Source organism: Kitasatospora sp. NPDC059146, assembly GCF_042786665.1.
GTDB lineage: Bacteria > Actinomycetota > Actinomycetes > Streptomycetales > Streptomycetaceae > Kitasatospora.
The window spans coordinates 1-17063 of sequence record NZ_JBHZCY010000097.1; the positions used below are offsets into that span (position 1 = coordinate 1).

Below are 17063 nucleotides of genomic sequence, written 5' to 3' on the forward strand. Positions count from 1 at the left end.
GCGGGGGGGGGGGGTGGTTGCTGGGGGGGGGTGGGGGCGGGGGGGGCGGTGGCCCGCGCGCCCGTGGGGGGTGGGGTGGGTGCGGGGTGGGGTCAGGGGAGGAGGCGGAGGTCGGTGGGGGGGTGGGTGGCGGTCTGGTGGCGGAGGAGGTGGGGGCCGAGCCGGAGGGTGAGGTCGAGTTGTTCGCCGGGGCGGGTGAGGGTGGCGGTGAGGTGGTCGGCGAAGGTGTCGAGCTGGTCGGGGGTGATCTGGCGGCCGGTGTAGCGGGTGGTGCGCTGGGTGGGGGTTCCGGTGCCCCAGCAGAGGGTCAGGTCGATGTCTGCGGGTTCCGGGGCGAGCAGGGTGCGGGCGGCCGTCCAGTAGTCGTCGGCGCCGGGGGAGTCGATGCCGAAGGCGGCCTCGATCAGGCCGTGGGGGCGGAGCAGGCAGTGGTCGTAGCGGTGCTCGGCGGCCCGGCCGGGGAGGTCGGCGGGGTCGGTGGAGATGCGGACCCGCATGGTGCTGCGGCCGTCCGGGGCGGTGGCCTCGCCCCAGGGGCCGCCGTCCGCCCCGTACCGGAGGCCGAGCAGGGCGGCCAGTTCGCCGGTGGTGGGGGCGAGGCCGTCGGGCCAGCGCAGGTGGAGGTCGGCGTCGACGGACACGGGGTGCTCCTGGGCTGCCGGGCGGGGGCGGGGTGCTCGGATGCTACGGGTGCGGAAGATCGGCCTGCCAGCGGATTTCGCCGTCCACGGTGTGCGGGGTGGGGTGCAGGCCGAGGGTGCGGGCGATGCGGGCGGAGGCGTGGTGGTCGGGGTGGACGTGGGCGACGGCGGTGGTGATGCCGGCGGCGGTGAGGTGGGCGAGCAGGGTGCGGGCGGCCTCGGTGGCCAGGCCGCGGCCCTGCCAGGGGGTGCCGACCACCCAGGCGAGTTCGGCCTCGGCGGCCGCGGGGTGGACGGTGGCCTGGACGTAGCCGGTCAGGGCGTCGTCGGTGCGGAGACGGAGGACCCAGTTGCCCCAGATCTCGGCCGGGTCCGGGGAGCCGGCGGCGAGCCGGGTGCAGCGGGCGCGCCACTGGGCGGGGGTGGCCGGGCTGCCGCCGGTGAAGGTGTGCAGGGCCGGGTCGGCGAGGGCGGCGGCGAGGTCGTCGGCGTGCTCGGGGGCGAGGGGGAGGAGGTCGAGGCGCTCGCTGTGGAGGGTGGTGATCAGCATGGCGGTATTCAAGCGGGTGGGGGTGGCGGCCTCGGCGCGGCGTCCTTTCCGGTGGGTGCGGGGGAGGGTCGAATGGGTGGTTCGAGTCGGACGACGGAGGAGGCCCACGTGCGGTACCTGGTCAGGGAGAAGCTGTTCGCGGTCGGCGACGACTACTGGATCGAGGACGACCGGGGGCACAAGGCCTACCTGGTGGACGGCAAGGTGCTGCGGCTGCGGCACACCTTCGAGCTCAAGGACGCGCACGGGCACGTGGTCGCGGTGGTGAAGGAGAAGATGCTCACCGTCCGGGACGCGATGAAGATCGAGGACGCCGAGGGCGAGGTCGTCGCGACCGTCAGGGAGAAGCTGTTCACGCCGTTCCGGGACAAGTACCTGGTGGAGCTGGCCGGCGGTGGTGAGCTCAGGATCCACGGTGACCTGGTCGACAAGGACTACCGGGTCGAGAACCAGCACGGGGACCGGCTGGCCCGGATCTCCCGCAAGTGGTTCCGGGTCCGCGACACCTACGGGGTGGAGGTCGCCGACGGGGCGGACACCGGGCTGCTGCTCGCGATCGCGGCCTGCGTCGACCACCTGGTGGCGGAGGAGCACTGAGTCAGCGGTTCAGGACGTGGTCCCGGCCCCAGGCGCCCAGCGGGGCCAGGGCCGCGTTCAGCTGCCGCCCGGCGTCGGTCAGCGCGTACTCGACCCGGGGCGGCACCTCGTCGTAGGCCTCCCGGCGCACGATGCCGTCCGCCTCCAGTTCGCGCAGGTGGGCGGCCAGCACCTTCTCGGTGATCCCCGGCACCAGCCGGCGCAGCTCGCCGAAGCGGCAGTGCGGGCGCTCGCCGAGGGCCCAGAGGATCAGTACCTTCCACTTGCCGCCGATCACGTCCATCGCGGCGTCGATCCCGCAGACGTGCGCCCCCGGCCTCGGCACGGTCGCCATGCCCACCCCTTCCGACCTCGTCGCTCACCCCAGGGTAACCACCCACTCCGAAGTGCGTACTTGATCACGGGTGGGGCCGGGACGAGGCTGATCGGCATGGCACAGAAGACAGTTGAGACCTCACCCGAGACCCACGTCACCCTGCTCGGCCTCGGCGCGATGGGCACCGCGCTGGCCCGCGCCTGGCTCGCCGCCGGGCACCCGCTCACCGTCTGGAACCGCACCGCCGCCCGCGCCGAACCGCTCGCCGCCGCCGGCGCGGTGGTGGCGGCCACCGTCGGTGAGGCCGTCGCGGCCGGGCGGCTGGTGGTGGTCTGCCTGCTCGACGACGACTCGGTGGAGCGGGCGTTGGAGGGGGTGGAGCTGGCCGGGAAGGACCTGGTCGACCTGGTCACCAGCACCCCGGGGCAGGCCCGCGCCCGGGCGGCCTGGGCCGAGGCGCGTGGCGCCCGCTACCTGGACGGCGGGATCATGGCCGTGCCGCCGATGATCGGCGTACCGGCGGCCGGGGCGTACGTCTTCTACAGCGGTTCGGCGGCGGTCTTCGAGGAGCACCGGGAGGCGTTGGGCGTGCCGGCGGGGGCCCGGTACGTGGGCGCGGACGCCGGGTACGCGGCGCTGCACGACGTGGCGCTGCTCAGCGCGATGTACGGGATGTTCGCCGGGGTCGCCCACGCCTTCGCGCTGGTCCGGGGCGAGGCGGTGGCGCCGGGTGACCTCGCGCCGCTGCTGCGGGACTGGCTCACCGCGATGGCCGGATCGGTCGAACGGACGGCGGCGCAGCTGGAGAGCGGGGACCTCACCACCGGCGTGGTCTCCAACCTGGCGATGCAGGTCGCGGGCCGGGGGACGCTGCTGCGCACCGCCGAGGAACAGGGGGTGAGCGTCGAACTGCTGGCCCCGTACTTCCGGTTGATGGAACACCGGTTGGCGCTCGGCAGCGGCGCCGAGGACCTCACCGGGGTGGTCGACCTGCTGCGGCGGTGAGGGCCGGCCGGTAACGTACCGGCATGGCTGACCTTGAAGAACGCGCCAATGTCGTCGCGTCCGGACCTCGGCAGACCGGTGCGGGGGTGGGCGTCCGACGGCGCCGCGCCGCCGATCTCGCCGACTGCGTACGGGCCCTGGGCGACGTCCACACCATCGACGGCTACCCCGCCGAGTGGCCCGAGCGGCCCGCCGCCTGGCTCAGCCCGGACGGCCTGCTGGCCGCCTGGGTCGCCGAGGCGGACGGCCGGATCGTCGGCCACGTCGGCCTGGTCCGCTGCGGCCCCGGCGACCTCGCCCCCGGGCTGTGGAGCCTGCGCACCGGCGGCAGACCGGAACTCACCGCCCTGATCGGCCGCCTGTACGTCGCCCCGGCCGCCCGCGGCCGCGGGGCCGGCACCGGGCTGCTCGCCCACGCCGTGGTGCACGCCCGGACCCTCGGCCTGCACCCCGTGCTCGACGTGCTCGCCACCGACACCGCCGCCCTGGCCCTCTACCGGCGCCTCGGCTGGACCCTGCTCGGCAGCGGCGAACAGCGCTGGGCCTCCGGCCGCACGGTCGACGTGCACTGCTTCGCCGCGCCGCGGGGGTAGCGCGCGGGTGGCTCCGGCGGCCCGGCGCCCGGGCCGCCGGACGTCAGAGCGGAACGACCTGGACGCCCGCTTCCAGGCCGATGAAGTCGGCGGCGTTCCGGGTGTAGAGCGGCAGGCCGTGGGCGGCCGCCGTCGCCGCGATCATCAGAGCCATGCGGCGGGGCCGGGGATCACGCTTGGCCTGGATGGTGAGCGCCGTCAGTGTGCCGAACCTCCGGGCTGCCTCGCGGTCGAACGGGAGCGCGGTGAACTCCGCCTCCACGTCCGCGAGCCGCTGTGCCCTGGCCAGCACCTGCACGGGATCCTTGGCCATCGCGACGCCCTGGGCGAGTTCGGCCAGCACGATGGATGCCACCGCGGCCTCGACCGGCAGGAGCCGTGGGTCGATCCGCGGCAGGTCGATCACGACGCAGGTGTCGAGCAGTCCGCGTTGGTGTCGCCCGGTCACGCCTGCTCCCACGGGTCGTCGCCGCCGACCCGGTCCTCGTCACCGTAGAAGGCATCGGCTTCGGCACGCATCTCCGCTGCGTCGATCACGGGTGCGTTCTGCCACTTCCGCTGGAGCTCTTCGACGGGGACGAACCGGCGGCGACTGCTGATCGGCCGGACCTCGGCGATCTCGGTGCCGTTCCGGGTGATGTGGTAGATCTCTCCGGCTTCGACGTCGTCGAGCACGGCCTTGGACCGCGCCGCGAGCTCGCGCTGCGTGATGGTCTTCATGGAGCCATTGTATCGCGCTGTAATGCGCCGTGTAGCAGTTTGCGTGGAGCCCCGGGCCGGTCGGGATGCGGGGCGGTCCGGGGCTCCACGAGGGCGGCGGGTCAGGGACGCGGGGATCCCCCGGTGGGGGGAGGGGGATGGTCACGCCGGGGGAGGCCGGGGCCGGGGCGGGCGGGTGAGCCTGGGGCCATGATGATCGGGGAGTGGGTGCGGGACGGTCGGGCGGTGGCCGGCTGGGGCCTCGGGTACGCGGGGTTCGGGGCGGGCTGCGGGTTGGGCGGGACGGCGCTGTGGGGGGCCGGCTGGGTCGGGTGGGCGGTCGCCGGGGTCGGGGCGGTGGCGGTCGGGGCCGGGTGGGCGGCGGCCCGGGGGCGGCCGGGGCGGGGGCTGACCCGGGGGTTGTGGCTGCTGTGCGGGTTGGCCGCGGTGGCGTCCTGGAGCCTGCTGATGGACGTGGTGACGCTGCTGTTCGGGCAGGGCGTGGACAGCGTCCCGGACGCGGTGCACAAGGTGCTGGCCGCGGCCGGGGCGCTGCTGCTGGCGGGCACCGCGCGGGCCCGGGGGCCGGTCGCGGCGCGGACGGCCTTCCGGGCGGCGCCCTCGGCGGCCCCGGCCGCCGTCCAACTCGCGGCCTGGGCGGGGACCTTGGCCTTCGTGCCGTATGTGGTGATGAAGCTGGTCTGGGCCTTCGGCGGCAGCTTCGCGGGGATCAGCGGCGACCGGATGTACGCCGACTACGTGCGCAACGGCTCCTCCGGGATCTGGCTGGCCCTGGAGCGCCGGGGGCTGGACGGCACCGTGCTGCTGGCGGCGCTCGGGGTGTTCCTGCTGTGGGGGCTGGTGCGGCCGTGGGGGCAGGTGTTCCCGCGCTGGACCCTGCCGCTGCGCGGCCGGCCCGTACCGCGCTGGCTGCCGCTCGCCCCGGCGCTGATCGGCGCGGTCACGCTGGCGCCGTACGGGCTGCTCGGGATCGGCTACCTGTCGCTGTGCGCCGCCGGGGTGACCGGGATGCGGGTGGGCGCGCTGGGGACGCCGGAGCAGGCGATGCAGATCGGGTGGGTCGGGATGGGCGCCTTCGCCGGGTACGGGGTGGCGCTGGCGGTGGCCACCCGCTCGTACTGGCGGCGGACCGGACCGGACCGGACCGGACCGGGGCGTGAGCGGGGGCGGGGGCGGGGAGGGCAGGGAAGTGTTTGCTGAGGCGGCAACAAAGCTTGCCGATACGGGATGGTCGGTCGCAGCCTGGCGGTGGAGGTGAGCGACGATGACCGAGAAGACGACGACCGGGAAGAACGGCGCGAACGGCACGGCGGAGGGCTACGACGCGGTGGTGGTCGGCGCCGGTGCGGCGGGACTGAACGCCGCCCTGGTGCTGGGCCGGGCCCGGCGCCGGGTCGCGCTGGTGGACGCGGGTGAACCGCGCAACGCCCCCGCCGCCCACATGCACGGCTTCCTCAGCCGGGAGGGCATGCCCCCGGCCGCACTGCTCGCGGTCGGCCGCGAGGAGGTCGCCCGGTACGGGGTGCACCTGATCGACGGCCGGGTCGAACACGTCGAGCGGGCCGGACCGGCCGAACCCGGCTTCGTGGTCCGACTGGCCGGCGGGCCGGTGCTGCACGCGCGCCGGCTCGTCGTCGCCACCGGGCTGCGGGACGGCCTGCCCGACCTGCCCGGCCTCGCCGAACGCTGGGGCCGGGACGTCCTGCACTGCCCGTACTGCCACGGCTGGGAGGTCCGCGACCGCCCGCTCGGGGTGCTCGGCACCGGCCCGGGGGCCGTCAACCAGGCGCTGCTGCTGCGGCAGTGGTCGGACGACGTGGTGCTGCTCGCCCACACCCTGGAGCCCACCGCCGCCGAGCGGGAACGGCTCGCGGCGCGCGGCGTCCGGGTCGTCGAGGGCCGGATCGTCCGGGTGGTCGCCGACGACGGGCGGCTGCGCGGCGTCGAACTCGACACCGGGCGGGTGGTCACCCGGGAGGCCGTCTTCGTCGCCCCCCGGCCGGTGCCCCGGGACGCGCTGCTCCTCGGACTGGACTGCGCCCGGGACGACGACGGCTGGGTCACCACCGACCGGACCGGCCGCACCAGCGTCCCCGGCGTCTGGGCCGTCGGCAACGTCGCCGACCCGCGCGCCCAGGTGGTCGTCGCCGCCGGGGCGGGCGCGGCCGCCGCCTTCGTCCTCGACCACGACCTGGTGGACGAGGAGATCGGACGGGCGGTCGCCCTGTGCCGCGCGTCCGGGCCGGCCCTGCCGGTCTGAGCGGGGAAGCTACCAGCGACCGACCGGCCGACCGACCCACGCACCCAGCCACGCACCCAGCCACCCACCCACGCACCCACCACCGGAGAGGCACCACCATGTCCGCACACCAGCACGGTCAGCACCAGCACGGGCACCAGCACCAGCACGGCCCCGGGCAGGTCCCGGCCGCCGACCTCGACTGGGACGCGCTCGCGGCACACCTGGAGCGGGAGGCCGAGCTGCGGGCCGACGCCGTCACCGCGGCCGGGCAGTGGCTGTCCGGCCTCGCCGGGGACGGCACGGTCCGCCGGGTCCTCGACGTCGGCGCCGGGCCCGGGGTGATCGCCCAGCAGCTCGCGGCGGTCCTCCCGGCCGCCGAGGTGGTCGCCGTCGACCGGTCGGCCGCCCTGCTGGAGCGCGCCCGGACCCGCTCCGGCGGCCGGCTCGGCATCCAACAGGCCGACCTGCCCGCCGAGTTCGACAAGCTCGGCGAGGCCGACCTGATCTGGTCCGGCAACGCGATCCACCACCTCGGCGACCAGCAGGCCGCGCTCACCGCGCTGGCCGGCCGGCTGCGCCCCGGCGGCCTGCTCGCCGTCGCGGAGAGCGGCCTGCCGCCGCGCTTCCTGCCCCGCGACTTCGGCCTCGGCCGGCCCGGCTTCCAGGCCCGGCTGGACGCCGCCCACGAGGACGGCTTCGCCGCCATGCGGGCCGAACTGCCCGACGCCACCGAGGAGGTCGAGGACTGGCCGGCCATGCTCCGGCGGGCCGGACTGGAGCCCAGCGGCACCCGGACCTTCCTGGTCGACCACCCGGCACCGCTGGCCCGCCCGGTCCGCGAGTACCTGCACACCCAACTGGGCCGGCGCCACGACCAGTTGGCCGAGGCGATCGACCCGCGGGACCGGGCGACCCTGGAGGCGCTGATCGACGAGGACGCGCCGACCGGGATCCTGCGGCGGCCGGACGCGTTCTACCTGTCGGCGATGACGGTGCACACCGGGCGCAAGGCCTGAGGGGGTCGCCGCGCCCTGCCGGGGTGGCTCAGGGAGCGACCTGGAGGAAGGCCAGGACGGCCAGCACCCGGCGGTGGTCCTCCTCGGAGGGCGGCAGGTCGAGCTTGAGGAAGATGTTCGCGGTGTGCTTCTTCACGGCCCGCTCGGTGATCACCATCCGTTCGGCGATGGCCCCGTTCGAGCGCCCCTCCGCCATGAGCTCCAGGACTTCGCGCTCACGCGGCGTCAGGCGCTCCAGCGGCTTGCTGCGGCCGGTGTTGTTGACCAGCATCGCGATCACCTGCGGGTCCAGCGCGGTGCCGCCCGCCGCCACCCGGTGGACCGTCGCCACGAACTCGTCGGGGTCGAAGACCCGGTCCTTGAGCAGGTAGCCGATCGCGCCGGTGCCGTCGGCGAGCAACTCCTTGGCGTAGAGCTGCTCCACGTACTGGGAAAGCACGAGCACCGGCAGACCGGGGATCTGCCGGCGCGCTTCCAGAGCCGCCTGCAGGCCCTCGTCGGTGAACGTCGGGGGCAGTCGTACGTCGACGACTGCCACGTCCGGCCGTTCGGTGAGGAGGGCCTGCAACAGGTCCGGTCCGGTGTCCACCGCGGCCACGACCTCGAAGTCGTAGGCCTGCAGCATCCGGACCAGGCCGTCCCTCAGGAGGAAGAGGTCCTCCGCGAGTACAACTCGCACGGCAGCTCCATCGTCAGGGTCGTGGGGCCGCCGAGCGGGCTGCGGACGGCCAGGACTCCGTCGAAGGTAGCAAGTCGGCGCTCCAGGCCGCGCAGGCCGGTGCCGCGGGAGGGGTCGGCGCCGCCGGTGCCGTCGTCCGTGATTTGGGCCTTCAGGGTGCCGTTCTCGTACCAGAGTTGGACGTCGACGTGGCTCGCGCCGGAGTGCTTGGCGGCGTTGGTGAGCGCCTCGGAGACGGCGAAGTAGACGGCGGACTCGACCGGGGCCTCGGGGCGGCCGGGCAGTTCGGCGGAGACCGTCACGTTCAGCGGGCTGTCCATGCCCAGGGCCCGGACGGCGTCGGCCAGGCCGCGGTCGGCCAGCACCGGCGGGTGGATGCCGCGGACCAGGTCGCGCAGCTCGTTCAGGGCGGAGGCGGAGGCCTGGCGGGTCTCGGCGAGCAGCTGCTTGGCGGCCTCCGGGTCACGCTCGACCAGCCGCTCGGCGACGCCCAGGTTCATGCCCATGGCCACCAGCCGGGCCTGCGCACCGTCGTGCAGGTCGCGCTCGATCCGGCGCAGTTCGGCGGCCTGGGTGGTCAGCGCGTCGCGCCGGGTCTCGGTGAGGTGGGCGACCTTGCGCTCGGCGGCCAGCGCCTCGGCCCGGGCGGTCGGGCCCAGCAGCGCCTTGGCGAGCGCGGTGTGGCCGCGCAGCGCGGCGGGGGCGATCGCCAGGCCGGCCAGCATCACCGGGACGCCGAACAGGGCGGCGGTGCCGGCGGCACCCGAGTCGGTGACGTGGATCCACAGGTACCAGGTGTTGCCGCCGTTGTCGGCGATCGACTGCCAGACCTGCGGCAGCACCAGGCCGAAGGCGCCGTAGGCGACCACCAGGAGCGGGAACAGCGCCACCGTGAAGCCGACCACCGGGTCGACCACCAGCCAGAGCAGGTCGCGCCAGGTGGCCTGGTCCGCCAGCATCGCCTGGCAGCGCTTCCAGGCCCCCTGGAGGCCGGGTGCGGCCTCCGGCAGCGGCTGGTAGGGGTCACGGATCTCGACGCCGTTCCAGCGGGCGGCGAGCCGGCGCCGCAGGCCGGCCAGGCCGCGGACCGCGAGGAGCGTGGGCGGCACCAGCAGCGCGCCGACCGCGAGGCCCATCAGCGAGGCGGTGACCGAGGCGGCGGTGAGCAGCAGCAGCTGCGGCACGGCGAACGCGGCCAGCGCGGGGCCCCGCAGCAGGGACCGGACGGCGTTGCCCAGCATGCCGAGCGGGTTGCGCCGGCTGCGGCCGCCCGTGGTGTCGGTGTTCTGCACGTTGTTCACAACTCCCGTGGTGATGCTGCTGGTCATGACCGCTCGGCCCTTTCCGTGACGGCCTCGCGGCCGGTATCCCTACCCGTTGCTTGCTGACGACATCCAGACTGCCGTCCGCCGCCGTTCCGATCACTGGGCCCTGGACCCCTGTTGGTGGTACCTGGGTACACCCCCCGATCGACGCCCAGAGGCCATGTCCCGGAAACGGTGCCCGGCCTAGTGTTGCGGGTGTCGGGGAGCGACCCGCCGCAAGGGCGCCGGAGCTTCCGTAAATCACTTGTATCGAACGGGAGTTCATCATGAGCGCGCGACGTGGCGAGGCGAACCGGCCGCTGGCCCGGCGGGGTTGGGTGCGACTGGTCCTGGTGCTCGCGGCGATCGGCCTGTTCCTGTACGGGCTCACGCCGGACCGGGCCCACGCGGCCACCGCGACGGCGGGCAGCGGGAGTTCGGCGGCGGCCGGCGGCTCGGCACCACCCGACCCCGGATCGGTGAAGCGGCTCTTCGACGAGATCGTGCCGAAGCTGCTCGCCGAGCACCGGATCCCCGGCGCGGCGGTCAGCGTGGTGGCCGGCGGCCGGCAGGTCTTCGCCGGCGGCTACGGCGTCTCCGACGTGCCCGGGCACAAGGCCGTCGACCCCGACCGGACCGCGTTCTTCACGGGCTCCGACGCCAAGGTGTTCACCGCCGTCGCCGTCCTCCAGCAGGTCCGGGCCGGGAAGTTGGACCTGCACGCGGACGTCAACACCTACCTGAGCACGTTCAAGGTCAGGGACAGCTACCCGGGACACCCGGTCACCGTCGAGAACCTGCTGACCCACACCGGCGGCTTCGACGACACCTTCATGGGGCTGGCCCAGGCCGGGCCGCAGCACGTCGGGAGCCTCGGCGACGCGCTGGCCGCCCACCAGCCGGACCGGGTCCGGGCGCCGGGGGTGGTCGCCGCGTACGACAACTACGGTGTCGCGCTGGCCGGTTACCTGGTCGAGGTGGTCTCCGGACAGCCCTTCGACCAGTACGTCGCGCAGCACGTGCTGCAGCCGCTCGGGATGGAGCGCACCACCTTCACCCAGCCCCACCCGGCCGCCGTCGACGCCGAACTCGCCCACGGCTACCGGCCCGAGGGCGACGGCCAGACCGAGACCGAGGGGCTGTACGGGCCGCTCACCCCGACCGGCGCGGCCGCCGTCACCACCGTCACCGACATGGGACGGCTGATGCTGGCCCTGCTGAACGGCGGCTCCCTGGAGGGCCGTCCGGTCCTGGACCGGGACGGCACCGCGCAGCTGCTCGCCCGGCACTTCGGGCCCGACCGGCGGATGCCCGGGATGGCCTACCTGCTCGAACAGCGCGACCGCAACGGGCAGCAGCTGCTGGTCAAGGACGGCGACGTGCCCGGCTTCCACAGCAACCTGGCGCTGCTGCCGGAGCGGGGGGTCGGACTGTACGTGACCGTCAACGGGGACGGCGAGGACTCCACCGGCGGGTGGGCGACCCAGCAGGTGCTCAACGCCTTCGTGGACCGGTTCTACCCGGCTCCGGCCGCTGCCGCCCCGGCGGTGGTGGGCGGGGACCTGGGGAAGTTCACCGGGGACTACCGGTCGACCCGGGTCAGCCAGTCCAACCTGACCAGGGCGTCGGCGCTGATGGGGTCCGTGCACGTGGCGGCGCGGGGCGCTGAGCTCGTCGTGAGCGGGCCGGTCGTCCGGGACCCGCAGGCGGGCGAGACCCGGTGGCAGCAGGTGGAACCGGGGCTCTTCCAGCAGGTGGGCGGGAGCGCCCGGATCGCCTTCGAGCTGAACGGCGACGGGGACGTGGTCTCGATGCTGACGGACGGCGACCCGACCGTCGCGTACCAGCCGCTGGCCTGGTACCAGGCCCCGGAACTGCACCAGCGGGTGGCGCTCGGGAGCCTGGTGGTGCTGGGTCTCACGGTGATCGGGTGGCTGGTCGCCGCGGTGGTGCGGTCGGTGCGGGGCAAGGGGCGGGCCGGGGCGCCGGCGGCCCGGCTGCTGGGGTGGGTGACGGGACTGCTGCTGGTCGTGGCGACCGGGTGCTTCGCGCTGCTGACCTCGGACTCCAACGCCCTCAACCAGACGCTGTTCCTGGGGGATTCGCCGCTGCTGACGGTGGTGCCGGCGATGTACCTCGGGGCCCTGGGACTGACCCTGCTGACGGTGCTCTGCGCGGTCCTCGCCTGGGTGCGGGGCTGGTGGGGGGTGTTCGGTCGGCTGCACTACACGGTGCTGGCCGTGGCGGCGGTGCTGTTCCTGGTGCTGGCCGGGGGCTACGACCTCATCGGGACCGGGCACGTGGCGGGCTCCTTGGATCTGATCGGGTGAGGCGGGGCGGGGCGGACGGAAGGGGACGGCCACGGCCCCCGGCGGCGACGCCGGGGGCCGTCGGGTGTCAGGCGACGATCTGCCAGGAGGTGGTGGGGACCGGCGGCCGGAGCGAGACGTCGTGCCAGCGGACGGTGCGGCGGGTGGACGGGGTCGCGGCGGCCGCCGCAGCGCGGGTGGCCCTGTGCTGGAGCAGGAGCACGGTGAGGGCGGCGATCTCCTCGGGGGTGAGGTCCTGGTCGGTGCAGAAGAGGACGGGGCGGAAGAGGTCGGTGCGGAAGAGGGCGGGGCGGTCGGTCACGGGAGCCTCCGGGTGGGGGAACCCCGACGGCCCCGACGCGGGGCGTCGGGGCCGTCGAGGGGGGGTCGTCGGATCAGGCGTGCTTGACCAGGAGGAGACGGTGCATGGGGGTGTCGAGCAGGGCGACGCGGCGCAGCCCGGCGTCGGCGAGCCACTGGTCGTAGTCCTGGACGGTGAAGGCGTCGCCGCCGCCGGTGGCGAGCATGGAGGCGGCGAAGAGGCGGAAGAAGCGGTTCTGGGTGTTCCCGTCGGTGCTGTCCTCGTCGACGATGTGGTCGGCGATGGCGATGACGCCGTCCTCGGTGAGGGACTTGGCGGAGCGGAGGAGGAGCTCGCGGGCCGACTCGGGGGTCTGGAGGTGGAAGATGTTGACGAAGAGGGCAACGTCGACGCCGGTGCCCCAGTCGTCGGACCAGAAGTCGGCGATCTCCGGGTTGAAGCGGTCGGCGACACCGAGGCGGTGGGCCTGGGCGTTGGCGATCGGGACGATCCGCTCGGCGTCCAGGGCCCGGGCGTTGAGGCCGCTGAACTCCTGGAGCAGCAGCTGGCTGTAGATGCCGGTGCCGCAGCCGACGTCGAGCAGGGTGCGGCCGGCGCCGTCGGTCCAGCCCTGCTCGCGCAGGGCGTCGGCGAGGGTGGCGGCGATCGGCGGGGCCCAGAAGTTGATGCCGCGGACGAGGGAGGTGTAGTCCTCCTCGGAGATCTGGTTGAGCTGCTGCGAGCCCTCGGAGTTGCGGGCGCCGGAGCGGACGTTGCCGGCCAGGTTGCGCCAGGCGCCCCAGGCGACGTTGCGGTCGTGCCGGATCTTGCCGACCAGGCTGTACAGGCCCTCGGGGGCGAAGACGTCGTGCATCTCCGGTGGCAGGGTGTAGACGGCCTGGCCGTCCGCCGCGCGGCTGCGCTCGACCACGTCGTAGGCGGCCAGGCCGTCCAGCAGGACGCGGGTGGCGCGCAGGTCGGTGCCGAGCCGGCTGGAGAGCTCCCCGGCGGTGGCCGGGGCGGCGATCAGGGCGGTGAAGGCGCCGAGGTCGTGGGCGGCCTCGATGACGCCGGTGGCCCAGATGCCGATGAGGTGCTCGTACATCCGGTGGGCGGCGTTGACGCCGGTGCCGCGGCCGGGGAGCAGCTCGGTGTCGACGAGCGGGGTGTGGTTGTCGAAGGTGCGCACGGCGGGGATGGTCATGGTCGTTTCTCCTAGTCGAGGTGGACGGTGCGTCTGGTGCGTCTGGTCACAGGACGATTCCGCCGTCGATCTGCAGGACCGAACCGGTGAGGTAGGCGGACTGGGGGCCCGCCAGGAAGGCGACCGATTCGGCCACCTCGTCCGCCGTGCCGAAGCGGCCGAGCGGGATGTGCTTGAGGGCGTCGGTGCGTTGGGCGTCGGTGAGCACCGAGGTCATGTCGGTCTCGATCATGCCGGGGGCGACCGCGTTGACCCGGACCCCGTAGCGGCCGACCTCCTTGGCCAGCGCCCGGGTGAGCGCGATGATCCCGGCCTTGGAGGCCGCGTAGTTGCTCTGGCCGGGGTTGCCGTAGACGCCGGAGACGGAGCTGAGGGTGATGATCGAGCCGGCGCGGCGCTTGACCATCGGGAAGGCCACCGCGCGGCAGAGGTTCGCGGTGCCGGTCAGGTTGGTGTCGGTGACGGACCGCCAGTCGTCGTCGGACATCAGGAGGAGCGGCTTGTCGCGGGTGATTCCGGCACTCGCGACGGCGACGGTGATCGGGCCGAGCTCCTCCTCGGTGCGGGTGACCCAGGCGCGGACGGCGGCGGCGTCGGTGACGTCGACCTTCTCGGCCAAGGCGGCGACGCCGAGGGCGTCGAGTTCCTTGGTTAGGACGTCGGCGGCCTGCCGGTCGGACTGGTAGCAGAAGCTGATCGGGTGCCCCTCGGCGGCGAGCCGCAGGGCGGCGGCCTTGCCGATGCCGCGGGAGCCGCCGCTGATCAGGACGGTGCCGGGAGTGCTCATCGGTCACCGCCGGTGAGGCGCAGGACGGCGCAGGCGGCCAGGCCCTGGTGGTCGAGCGAGGCGATCACGGCGAGGCGGCCGGCGGCCGCGGGATCCTGCTCGGCCAGGGACAGGACGGTGGTGAGGGAGAAGACGGTCGCGGCGGATCCGGTGTCGCCGAGCAGGTCGGGGACCCGGTCGACGGCCTCGGAGCCGACCAGCTCGGCGAGCCGGTCGCGGGCCGGCTGCCCGGTGACGGCCGCGGCCCAGACCTGGTCGGCGGTCGCGTCGGCCTGGGCGAGGGCGTCGAGGACGGTGGCGGCCAGCGCCGCCTGCGGGTCGTCGTCGACGTCCAACCGGACGTCCAGGGACAGCAGTTCGGCCAGCACCCGGCGGCCGGGCGGCAGGGTCCGCCCGGTCTCCACCAGCAGGACGGCGCTGCCCTCGCCGCTGGGCCGGTCGTTCTCCCCGGCCAGCCACTCGCGGGTCTCGGACTGCTCCTCCACCGCGCCGACCAGGGCGCGTTCGGCGCGGCCGGCCGCCAGCAGGCGGCGGGCGTAGCCGAGGGCGAGCAGGCCGCCCGCGGCGCCGCCGGCCAGGGTGGTGTTGGGGCCCTTGAGGTCGAAGCGGATGGCGGTGGCCGCGGCCGGGCCGTTCATCAGCACGTTCGGCATCAGCTGGGCGGGCACGTCGTAGGGCTTGTCGCCCTCGAAGGAGGCCCGGCTGAACCCGGCGGCGCTGTGGGCGCTGCCGAGGGTGGTGCCGAGGACGAGGGCGGTGCCGCCGCCGGTGGCGATCGGGCTCTGCGCGGCCTCGGCCTCGCCGAGCAGTTCGCGGACGGCGGTGACGGCCAGGCCGGTGGCCCGGTCGAAGGTGCGGGTGCCGGCCTTGCCGAGCACCTTGCGGGTCTCGAAGTCGGGTACCTGGTGGGCCGGTTCCCCCCGGCCGACCCCGGCCGCGAACGCGTCGCGGCCGAGGCCGAAGGGGGAGACCGCGGACCATGCGGTGATCAGCGGCCGGTCCCGATGGATCGTGGTCGAGCTCGTGCGCTCGCTCATCGGCTGGGCTCCTCCTCGTGGCGCCCCAGGACGACGGAGGCGTTGTTGCCGCCGAAGGCCAGTCCGTTGTTGACCACCACCCGGAGGTCCGCGGGGACGGAGTGGTTGGGTACGCAGTCGATCTGGCACTGGGGGTCGGTGGTGCGGTGGTTGACGGTGGGCGGGACGAAGCCGTGGGCCAGCGCGAGCGCCGAGGCGGCCGCGCCGAGCGCGCTCGCCGCGCCCATCGAGTGGCCGAGCATCGCCTTGAGGGCGACGGTGCGCGGCGGGGTGTCGCCGAAGACCTCGCGGATCGCGCGGGTCTCGGTGATGTCGTTGGTGGGGGTGCCGGTGCCGTGGGCGGAGACCAGGTCCACCTCGGCCGCCTTGACCCCGGCGTCGTTGAGCGCCAGTTCCATGCAGCGGGCGACGCTCGACTGGTCGGGGGCGGTGGGGTGGTGGGCGTCGCAGTTGAGCCCGTAGCCGAGCAGCTCGGCGTAGATCCGGGCGCCGCGGCGCCGGGCCGAGTCGAGGGTCTCCAGGACGAGGACCCCCGCGCCCTCGGCCGTGAGGAGCCCCTCGCGGTCGGCGTCGAACGGACGGCAGTAGTCGGAGGAGACCAGGCCGAGCCGGCTGAACCCGGCGAAGGTGCGGCGGCAGATCGCGTCCGCGCCGCCGACGACGGCGATGTCCGCCTCGCCGGTGCGCACGGCGTCGAAGCCGTCGCCGATCGCGTAGTTCCCGGCCGCGCAGGCGGTGCCGAGGACGGCCGGGACGACCCGCGGGAGCCGCAGCTCCCGGGCGATCGCCAGGGCCAGCTGGTGGGCCGGCAGGCGGCCGGCCACCAGCTGGTCGACCGGGTGCTCCGGCCCGTTGGCGACCGACTCCGCGATCAGCTTGTCCAGTTCGGGCGCCTCGCCGTCGGTGGTGCCGATGGTGATCTGGGCGCGGAGCCCGGCGAGCTCCTGCTCGTCGAGCCCGGCGTCCCGGACGGCCATCCGGGCCGCCGCGACGGCGAACTGGGTGGCGCGGCCGAGCTCCTCGACCGGGAGGCGGTGGATCCACTGCTCCGGCTCGAAGCCGTTGACCTCGTGGCCGGAGGTGCGCAGGAACCCGTCGGTGTCGAAGCTGGTGATCGGACCGGCACCGCAGCGGCCCTCGCGCAGGGCCGAGGTGAAGTCCTCGACCCCGTTGCCGATGCTCGACAGGACGCCGATGCCGGTCACCACCACGCGCTGCGGCGCGGTCATCGGGCGGTCGCCCGGGACAGGACCTCCAGCACGGCGCCCAGGTTGACCATGTTGGGCAGCTCCTCCTGCGGGATGGTGACGTGGAACTCCTTCTCCAGACGGGCGAGCACCTCGATGGCGTTCAGCGAGTCGGCGCCGTAGTGGTCGATGAAGTGGTCGGTGAGGGTCAGTTCGTCCAGCTCCAGGTCGAGGCAGTCGGCGACGATCTCGCGGACCTTGGACTCGTCGATGGCGACGGTGCTCATGGGGTGCTCCTCAGGTGGTGTCGGATCGGTGGTGCTCTGGTCGGGCGGTGTTCGGGGGTCAGGCGGTGGCGTCGATCAGGCTCTGCGGGCGCAGGTCGGTCCAGGTGCGCTCGATGTGGTCCAGCGCCTCCTGCCGGGTGCTCGCGCCCTTGACGGTCCGCCAGCCGGCCGGGACCTCGGCGAAGGCGGGCCAGAGGCTGTGCTGGTTCTCGTGGTTGGCGAGGACGAGGAAGGTGCCTTGCTCGTCGTCGAACGGGTTGCTCATGATTTCTCGGTCCTTTCGGAAAT

At 74.4% G+C, this 17063-nt stretch carries 21 protein-coding genes; 7 read left to right on the top strand and 14 right to left on the bottom strand.

From position 1 onward, the window contains the following. Positions 1 to 92 precede the first annotated feature (92 nt). Positions 93 to 641 carry a hypothetical protein gene (locus ACFXPX_RS31435; RefSeq protein ID WP_380595003.1) on the bottom strand — a complete coding sequence of 183 codons (549 nt, stop codon included), beginning with the start codon at positions 639 to 641 and terminating at the stop codon, positions 93 to 95. Positions 642 to 684: 43 nt separating this feature from the next. Continuing rightward, complete coding sequence (locus ACFXPX_RS31440; RefSeq protein WP_375895587.1) at positions 685 to 1191, bottom strand: GNAT family N-acetyltransferase; 507 nt, start codon at positions 1189 to 1191, stop codon at positions 685 to 687. Positions 1192 to 1299: 108 nt separating this feature from the next. Between ACFXPX_RS31440 and ACFXPX_RS31445 the strand changes: the two genes are divergently transcribed. After that, complete coding sequence (locus tag ACFXPX_RS31445) at positions 1300 to 1788, top strand: LURP-one-related/scramblase family protein (RefSeq protein ID WP_375895590.1); 489 nt, start codon at positions 1300 to 1302, stop codon at positions 1786 to 1788. A 1-nt stretch (position 1789) separates the two neighbouring features. On the opposite strand, the gene ACFXPX_RS31450 is transcribed toward ACFXPX_RS31445, so the two are convergent. Continuing rightward, positions 1790 to 2122: a winged helix-turn-helix transcriptional regulator gene (locus tag ACFXPX_RS31450; RefSeq protein WP_375895592.1), complete on the bottom strand. Its 333-nt coding sequence runs from the start codon at positions 2120 to 2122 to the stop codon at positions 1790 to 1792. 96 nt (positions 2123 to 2218) lie between these two features. Here ACFXPX_RS31450 and ACFXPX_RS31455 point away from each other — a divergent pair, with 96 nt between their 5' ends. Both ACFXPX_RS31455 and ACFXPX_RS31460 read left to right on the top strand, forming a co-directional pair. Then, complete coding sequence (locus tag ACFXPX_RS31455; RefSeq protein ID WP_380644198.1) at positions 2219 to 3109, top strand: NAD(P)-dependent oxidoreductase; 891 nt, start codon at positions 2219 to 2221, stop codon at positions 3107 to 3109. 23 nt (positions 3110 to 3132) lie between these two features. Further along, positions 3133 to 3702, top strand: a complete 570-nt coding sequence (locus ACFXPX_RS31460) for a GNAT family N-acetyltransferase (protein ID WP_380525593.1) — start codon at positions 3133 to 3135, stop codon at positions 3700 to 3702. 43 nt (positions 3703 to 3745) lie between these two features. On the opposite strand, the gene ACFXPX_RS31465 is transcribed toward ACFXPX_RS31460, so the two are convergent. Then, complete coding sequence (locus ACFXPX_RS31465; RefSeq protein ID WP_380525592.1) at positions 3746 to 4150, bottom strand: type II toxin-antitoxin system VapC family toxin; 405 nt, start codon at positions 4148 to 4150, stop codon at positions 3746 to 3748. Beyond that, entirely contained in the window at positions 4147 to 4422 is a 276-nt protein-coding gene (locus tag ACFXPX_RS31470; protein WP_375895603.1) for a type II toxin-antitoxin system Phd/YefM family antitoxin, read from the bottom strand. The genes ACFXPX_RS31465 and ACFXPX_RS31470 overlap by 4 nt, the downstream gene beginning before the upstream one ends. A gap of 189 nt (positions 4423 to 4611) precedes the next feature. Here ACFXPX_RS31470 and ACFXPX_RS31475 point away from each other — a divergent pair, with 189 nt between their 5' ends. The 3 genes from ACFXPX_RS31475 (at position 4612) to ACFXPX_RS31485 (ending at position 7680) form a co-directional block, all read left to right on the top strand. Next, positions 4612 to 5622 carry a hypothetical protein gene (locus tag ACFXPX_RS31475; protein WP_380644199.1) on the top strand — a complete coding sequence of 337 codons (1011 nt, stop codon included), beginning with the start codon at positions 4612 to 4614 and terminating at the stop codon, positions 5620 to 5622. Between the two features lie 64 nt (positions 5623 to 5686). After that, positions 5687 to 6682 (top strand): NAD(P)/FAD-dependent oxidoreductase, encoded by a 996-nt coding sequence (locus ACFXPX_RS31480; RefSeq protein ID WP_380644200.1) that lies wholly within the window; start codon positions 5687 to 5689, stop codon positions 6680 to 6682. Positions 6683 to 6780: 98 nt separating this feature from the next. Beyond that, a complete protein-coding gene (locus tag ACFXPX_RS31485) occupies positions 6781 to 7680 on the top strand; it encodes a class I SAM-dependent methyltransferase (protein WP_380644201.1) in 900 nt (299 codons plus the stop codon). A gap of 28 nt (positions 7681 to 7708) precedes the next feature. On the opposite strand, the gene ACFXPX_RS31490 is transcribed toward ACFXPX_RS31485, so the two are convergent. Beyond that, the gene (locus tag ACFXPX_RS31490; protein ID WP_375895613.1) at positions 7709 to 8359 is read right to left on the bottom strand and encodes a LuxR C-terminal-related transcriptional regulator; all 651 of its coding nucleotides are present in this window, start codon (positions 8357 to 8359) and stop codon (positions 7709 to 7711) included. Further along, a complete protein-coding gene (locus tag ACFXPX_RS31495; protein WP_375895616.1) occupies positions 8323 to 9687 on the bottom strand; it encodes a sensor histidine kinase in 1365 nt (454 codons plus the stop codon). The genes ACFXPX_RS31490 and ACFXPX_RS31495 overlap by 37 nt, the downstream gene beginning before the upstream one ends. Before the next feature lie 263 nt (positions 9688 to 9950). On the opposite strand from ACFXPX_RS31495, the gene ACFXPX_RS31500 reads away from it, so the two are divergent. Next, the gene (locus tag ACFXPX_RS31500) at positions 9951 to 11993 is read left to right on the top strand and encodes a serine hydrolase domain-containing protein (protein WP_380644202.1); all 2043 of its coding nucleotides are present in this window, start codon (positions 9951 to 9953) and stop codon (positions 11991 to 11993) included. Between the two features lie 67 nt (positions 11994 to 12060). Here ACFXPX_RS31500 and ACFXPX_RS31505 read toward each other — a convergent pair whose 3' ends face one another. From ACFXPX_RS31505 to ACFXPX_RS31535, 7 genes are all read right to left on the bottom strand, one after another. After that, positions 12061 to 12294 (bottom strand): acyl-CoA carboxylase epsilon subunit, encoded by a 234-nt coding sequence (locus ACFXPX_RS31505; protein ID WP_380644203.1) that lies wholly within the window; start codon positions 12292 to 12294, stop codon positions 12061 to 12063. 73 nt (positions 12295 to 12367) lie between these two features. After that, positions 12368 to 13477, bottom strand: a complete 1110-nt coding sequence (locus ACFXPX_RS31510) for a methyltransferase (RefSeq protein ID WP_375895624.1) — start codon at positions 13475 to 13477, stop codon at positions 12368 to 12370. Between the two features lie 46 nt (positions 13478 to 13523). Continuing rightward, positions 13524 to 14264: a 3-oxoacyl-ACP reductase FabG gene (fabG, locus tag ACFXPX_RS31515; RefSeq protein WP_380644204.1), complete on the bottom strand. Its 741-nt coding sequence runs from the start codon at positions 14262 to 14264 to the stop codon at positions 13524 to 13526. After that, a complete protein-coding gene (locus ACFXPX_RS31520) occupies positions 14261 to 15301 on the bottom strand; it encodes a beta-ketoacyl synthase N-terminal-like domain-containing protein (protein ID WP_380644205.1) in 1041 nt (346 codons plus the stop codon). Before ACFXPX_RS31520 ends, fabG begins: the two co-directional genes overlap by 4 nt. Next, the gene (locus ACFXPX_RS31525; RefSeq protein ID WP_375895632.1) at positions 15298 to 16530 is read right to left on the bottom strand and encodes a beta-ketoacyl-[acyl-carrier-protein] synthase family protein; all 1233 of its coding nucleotides are present in this window, start codon (positions 16528 to 16530) and stop codon (positions 15298 to 15300) included. Before ACFXPX_RS31525 ends, ACFXPX_RS31520 begins: the two co-directional genes overlap by 4 nt. Further along, positions 16527 to 16775, bottom strand: coding sequence for an acyl carrier protein (locus ACFXPX_RS31530; protein WP_375895633.1), 249 nt, complete (start codon positions 16773 to 16775; stop codon positions 16527 to 16529). The genes ACFXPX_RS31525 and ACFXPX_RS31530 overlap by 4 nt, the downstream gene beginning before the upstream one ends. Positions 16776 to 16833: 58 nt before the next feature. Continuing rightward, positions 16834 to 17040 (bottom strand): MbtH family protein, encoded by a 207-nt coding sequence (locus tag ACFXPX_RS31535; protein ID WP_030289532.1) that lies wholly within the window; start codon positions 17038 to 17040, stop codon positions 16834 to 16836. Positions 17041 to 17063: the final 23 nt, after the last annotated feature.

Bases quoted from the DNA above. Each gene is read 5' to 3' on its own strand.
- fabG (WP_380644204.1), bottom strand. From the start codon at position 14,264: ATGAGCACTCCCGGCACCGTCCTGATCAGCGGCGGCTCCCGCGGCATC.
- ACFXPX_RS31460 (WP_380525593.1), top strand. From the start codon at position 3,133: ATGGCTGACCTTGAAGAACGCGCCAATGTCGTCGCGTCCGGACCTCGG.
- ACFXPX_RS31525 (WP_375895632.1), bottom strand. From the start codon at position 16,530: ATGACCGCGCCGCAGCGCGTGGTGGTGACCGGCATCGGCGTCCTGTCG.
- ACFXPX_RS31500 (WP_380644202.1), top strand. From the start codon at position 9,951: ATGAGCGCGCGACGTGGCGAGGCGAACCGGCCGCTGGCCCGGCGGGGT.
- ACFXPX_RS31455 (WP_380644198.1), top strand. From the start codon at position 2,219: ATGGCACAGAAGACAGTTGAGACCTCACCCGAGACCCACGTCACCCTG.
- ACFXPX_RS31450 (WP_375895592.1), bottom strand. From the start codon at position 2,122: ATGGCGACCGTGCCGAGGCCGGGGGCGCACGTCTGCGGGATCGACGCC.
- ACFXPX_RS31535 (WP_030289532.1), bottom strand. From the start codon at position 17,040: ATGAGCAACCCGTTCGACGACGAGCAAGGCACCTTCCTCGTCCTCGCC.
- ACFXPX_RS31485 (WP_380644201.1), top strand. From the start codon at position 6,781: ATGTCCGCACACCAGCACGGTCAGCACCAGCACGGGCACCAGCACCAG.
- ACFXPX_RS31440 (WP_375895587.1), bottom strand. From the start codon at position 1,191: ATGCTGATCACCACCCTCCACAGCGAGCGCCTCGACCTCCTCCCCCTC.
- ACFXPX_RS31510 (WP_375895624.1), bottom strand. From the start codon at position 13,477: ATGACCATCCCCGCCGTGCGCACCTTCGACAACCACACCCCGCTCGTC.
- ACFXPX_RS31480 (WP_380644200.1), top strand. From the start codon at position 5,687: ATGACCGAGAAGACGACGACCGGGAAGAACGGCGCGAACGGCACGGCG.
- ACFXPX_RS31520 (WP_380644205.1), bottom strand. From the start codon at position 15,301: ATGAGCGAGCGCACGAGCTCGACCACGATCCATCGGGACCGGCCGCTG.
- ACFXPX_RS31530 (WP_375895633.1), bottom strand. From the start codon at position 16,775: ATGAGCACCGTCGCCATCGACGAGTCCAAGGTCCGCGAGATCGTCGCC.
- ACFXPX_RS31475 (WP_380644199.1), top strand. From the start codon at position 4,612: ATGATGATCGGGGAGTGGGTGCGGGACGGTCGGGCGGTGGCCGGCTGG.
- ACFXPX_RS31495 (WP_375895616.1), bottom strand. From the start codon at position 9,687: ATGACCAGCAGCATCACCACGGGAGTTGTGAACAACGTGCAGAACACC.
- ACFXPX_RS31470 (WP_375895603.1), bottom strand. From the start codon at position 4,422: ATGAAGACCATCACGCAGCGCGAGCTCGCGGCGCGGTCCAAGGCCGTG.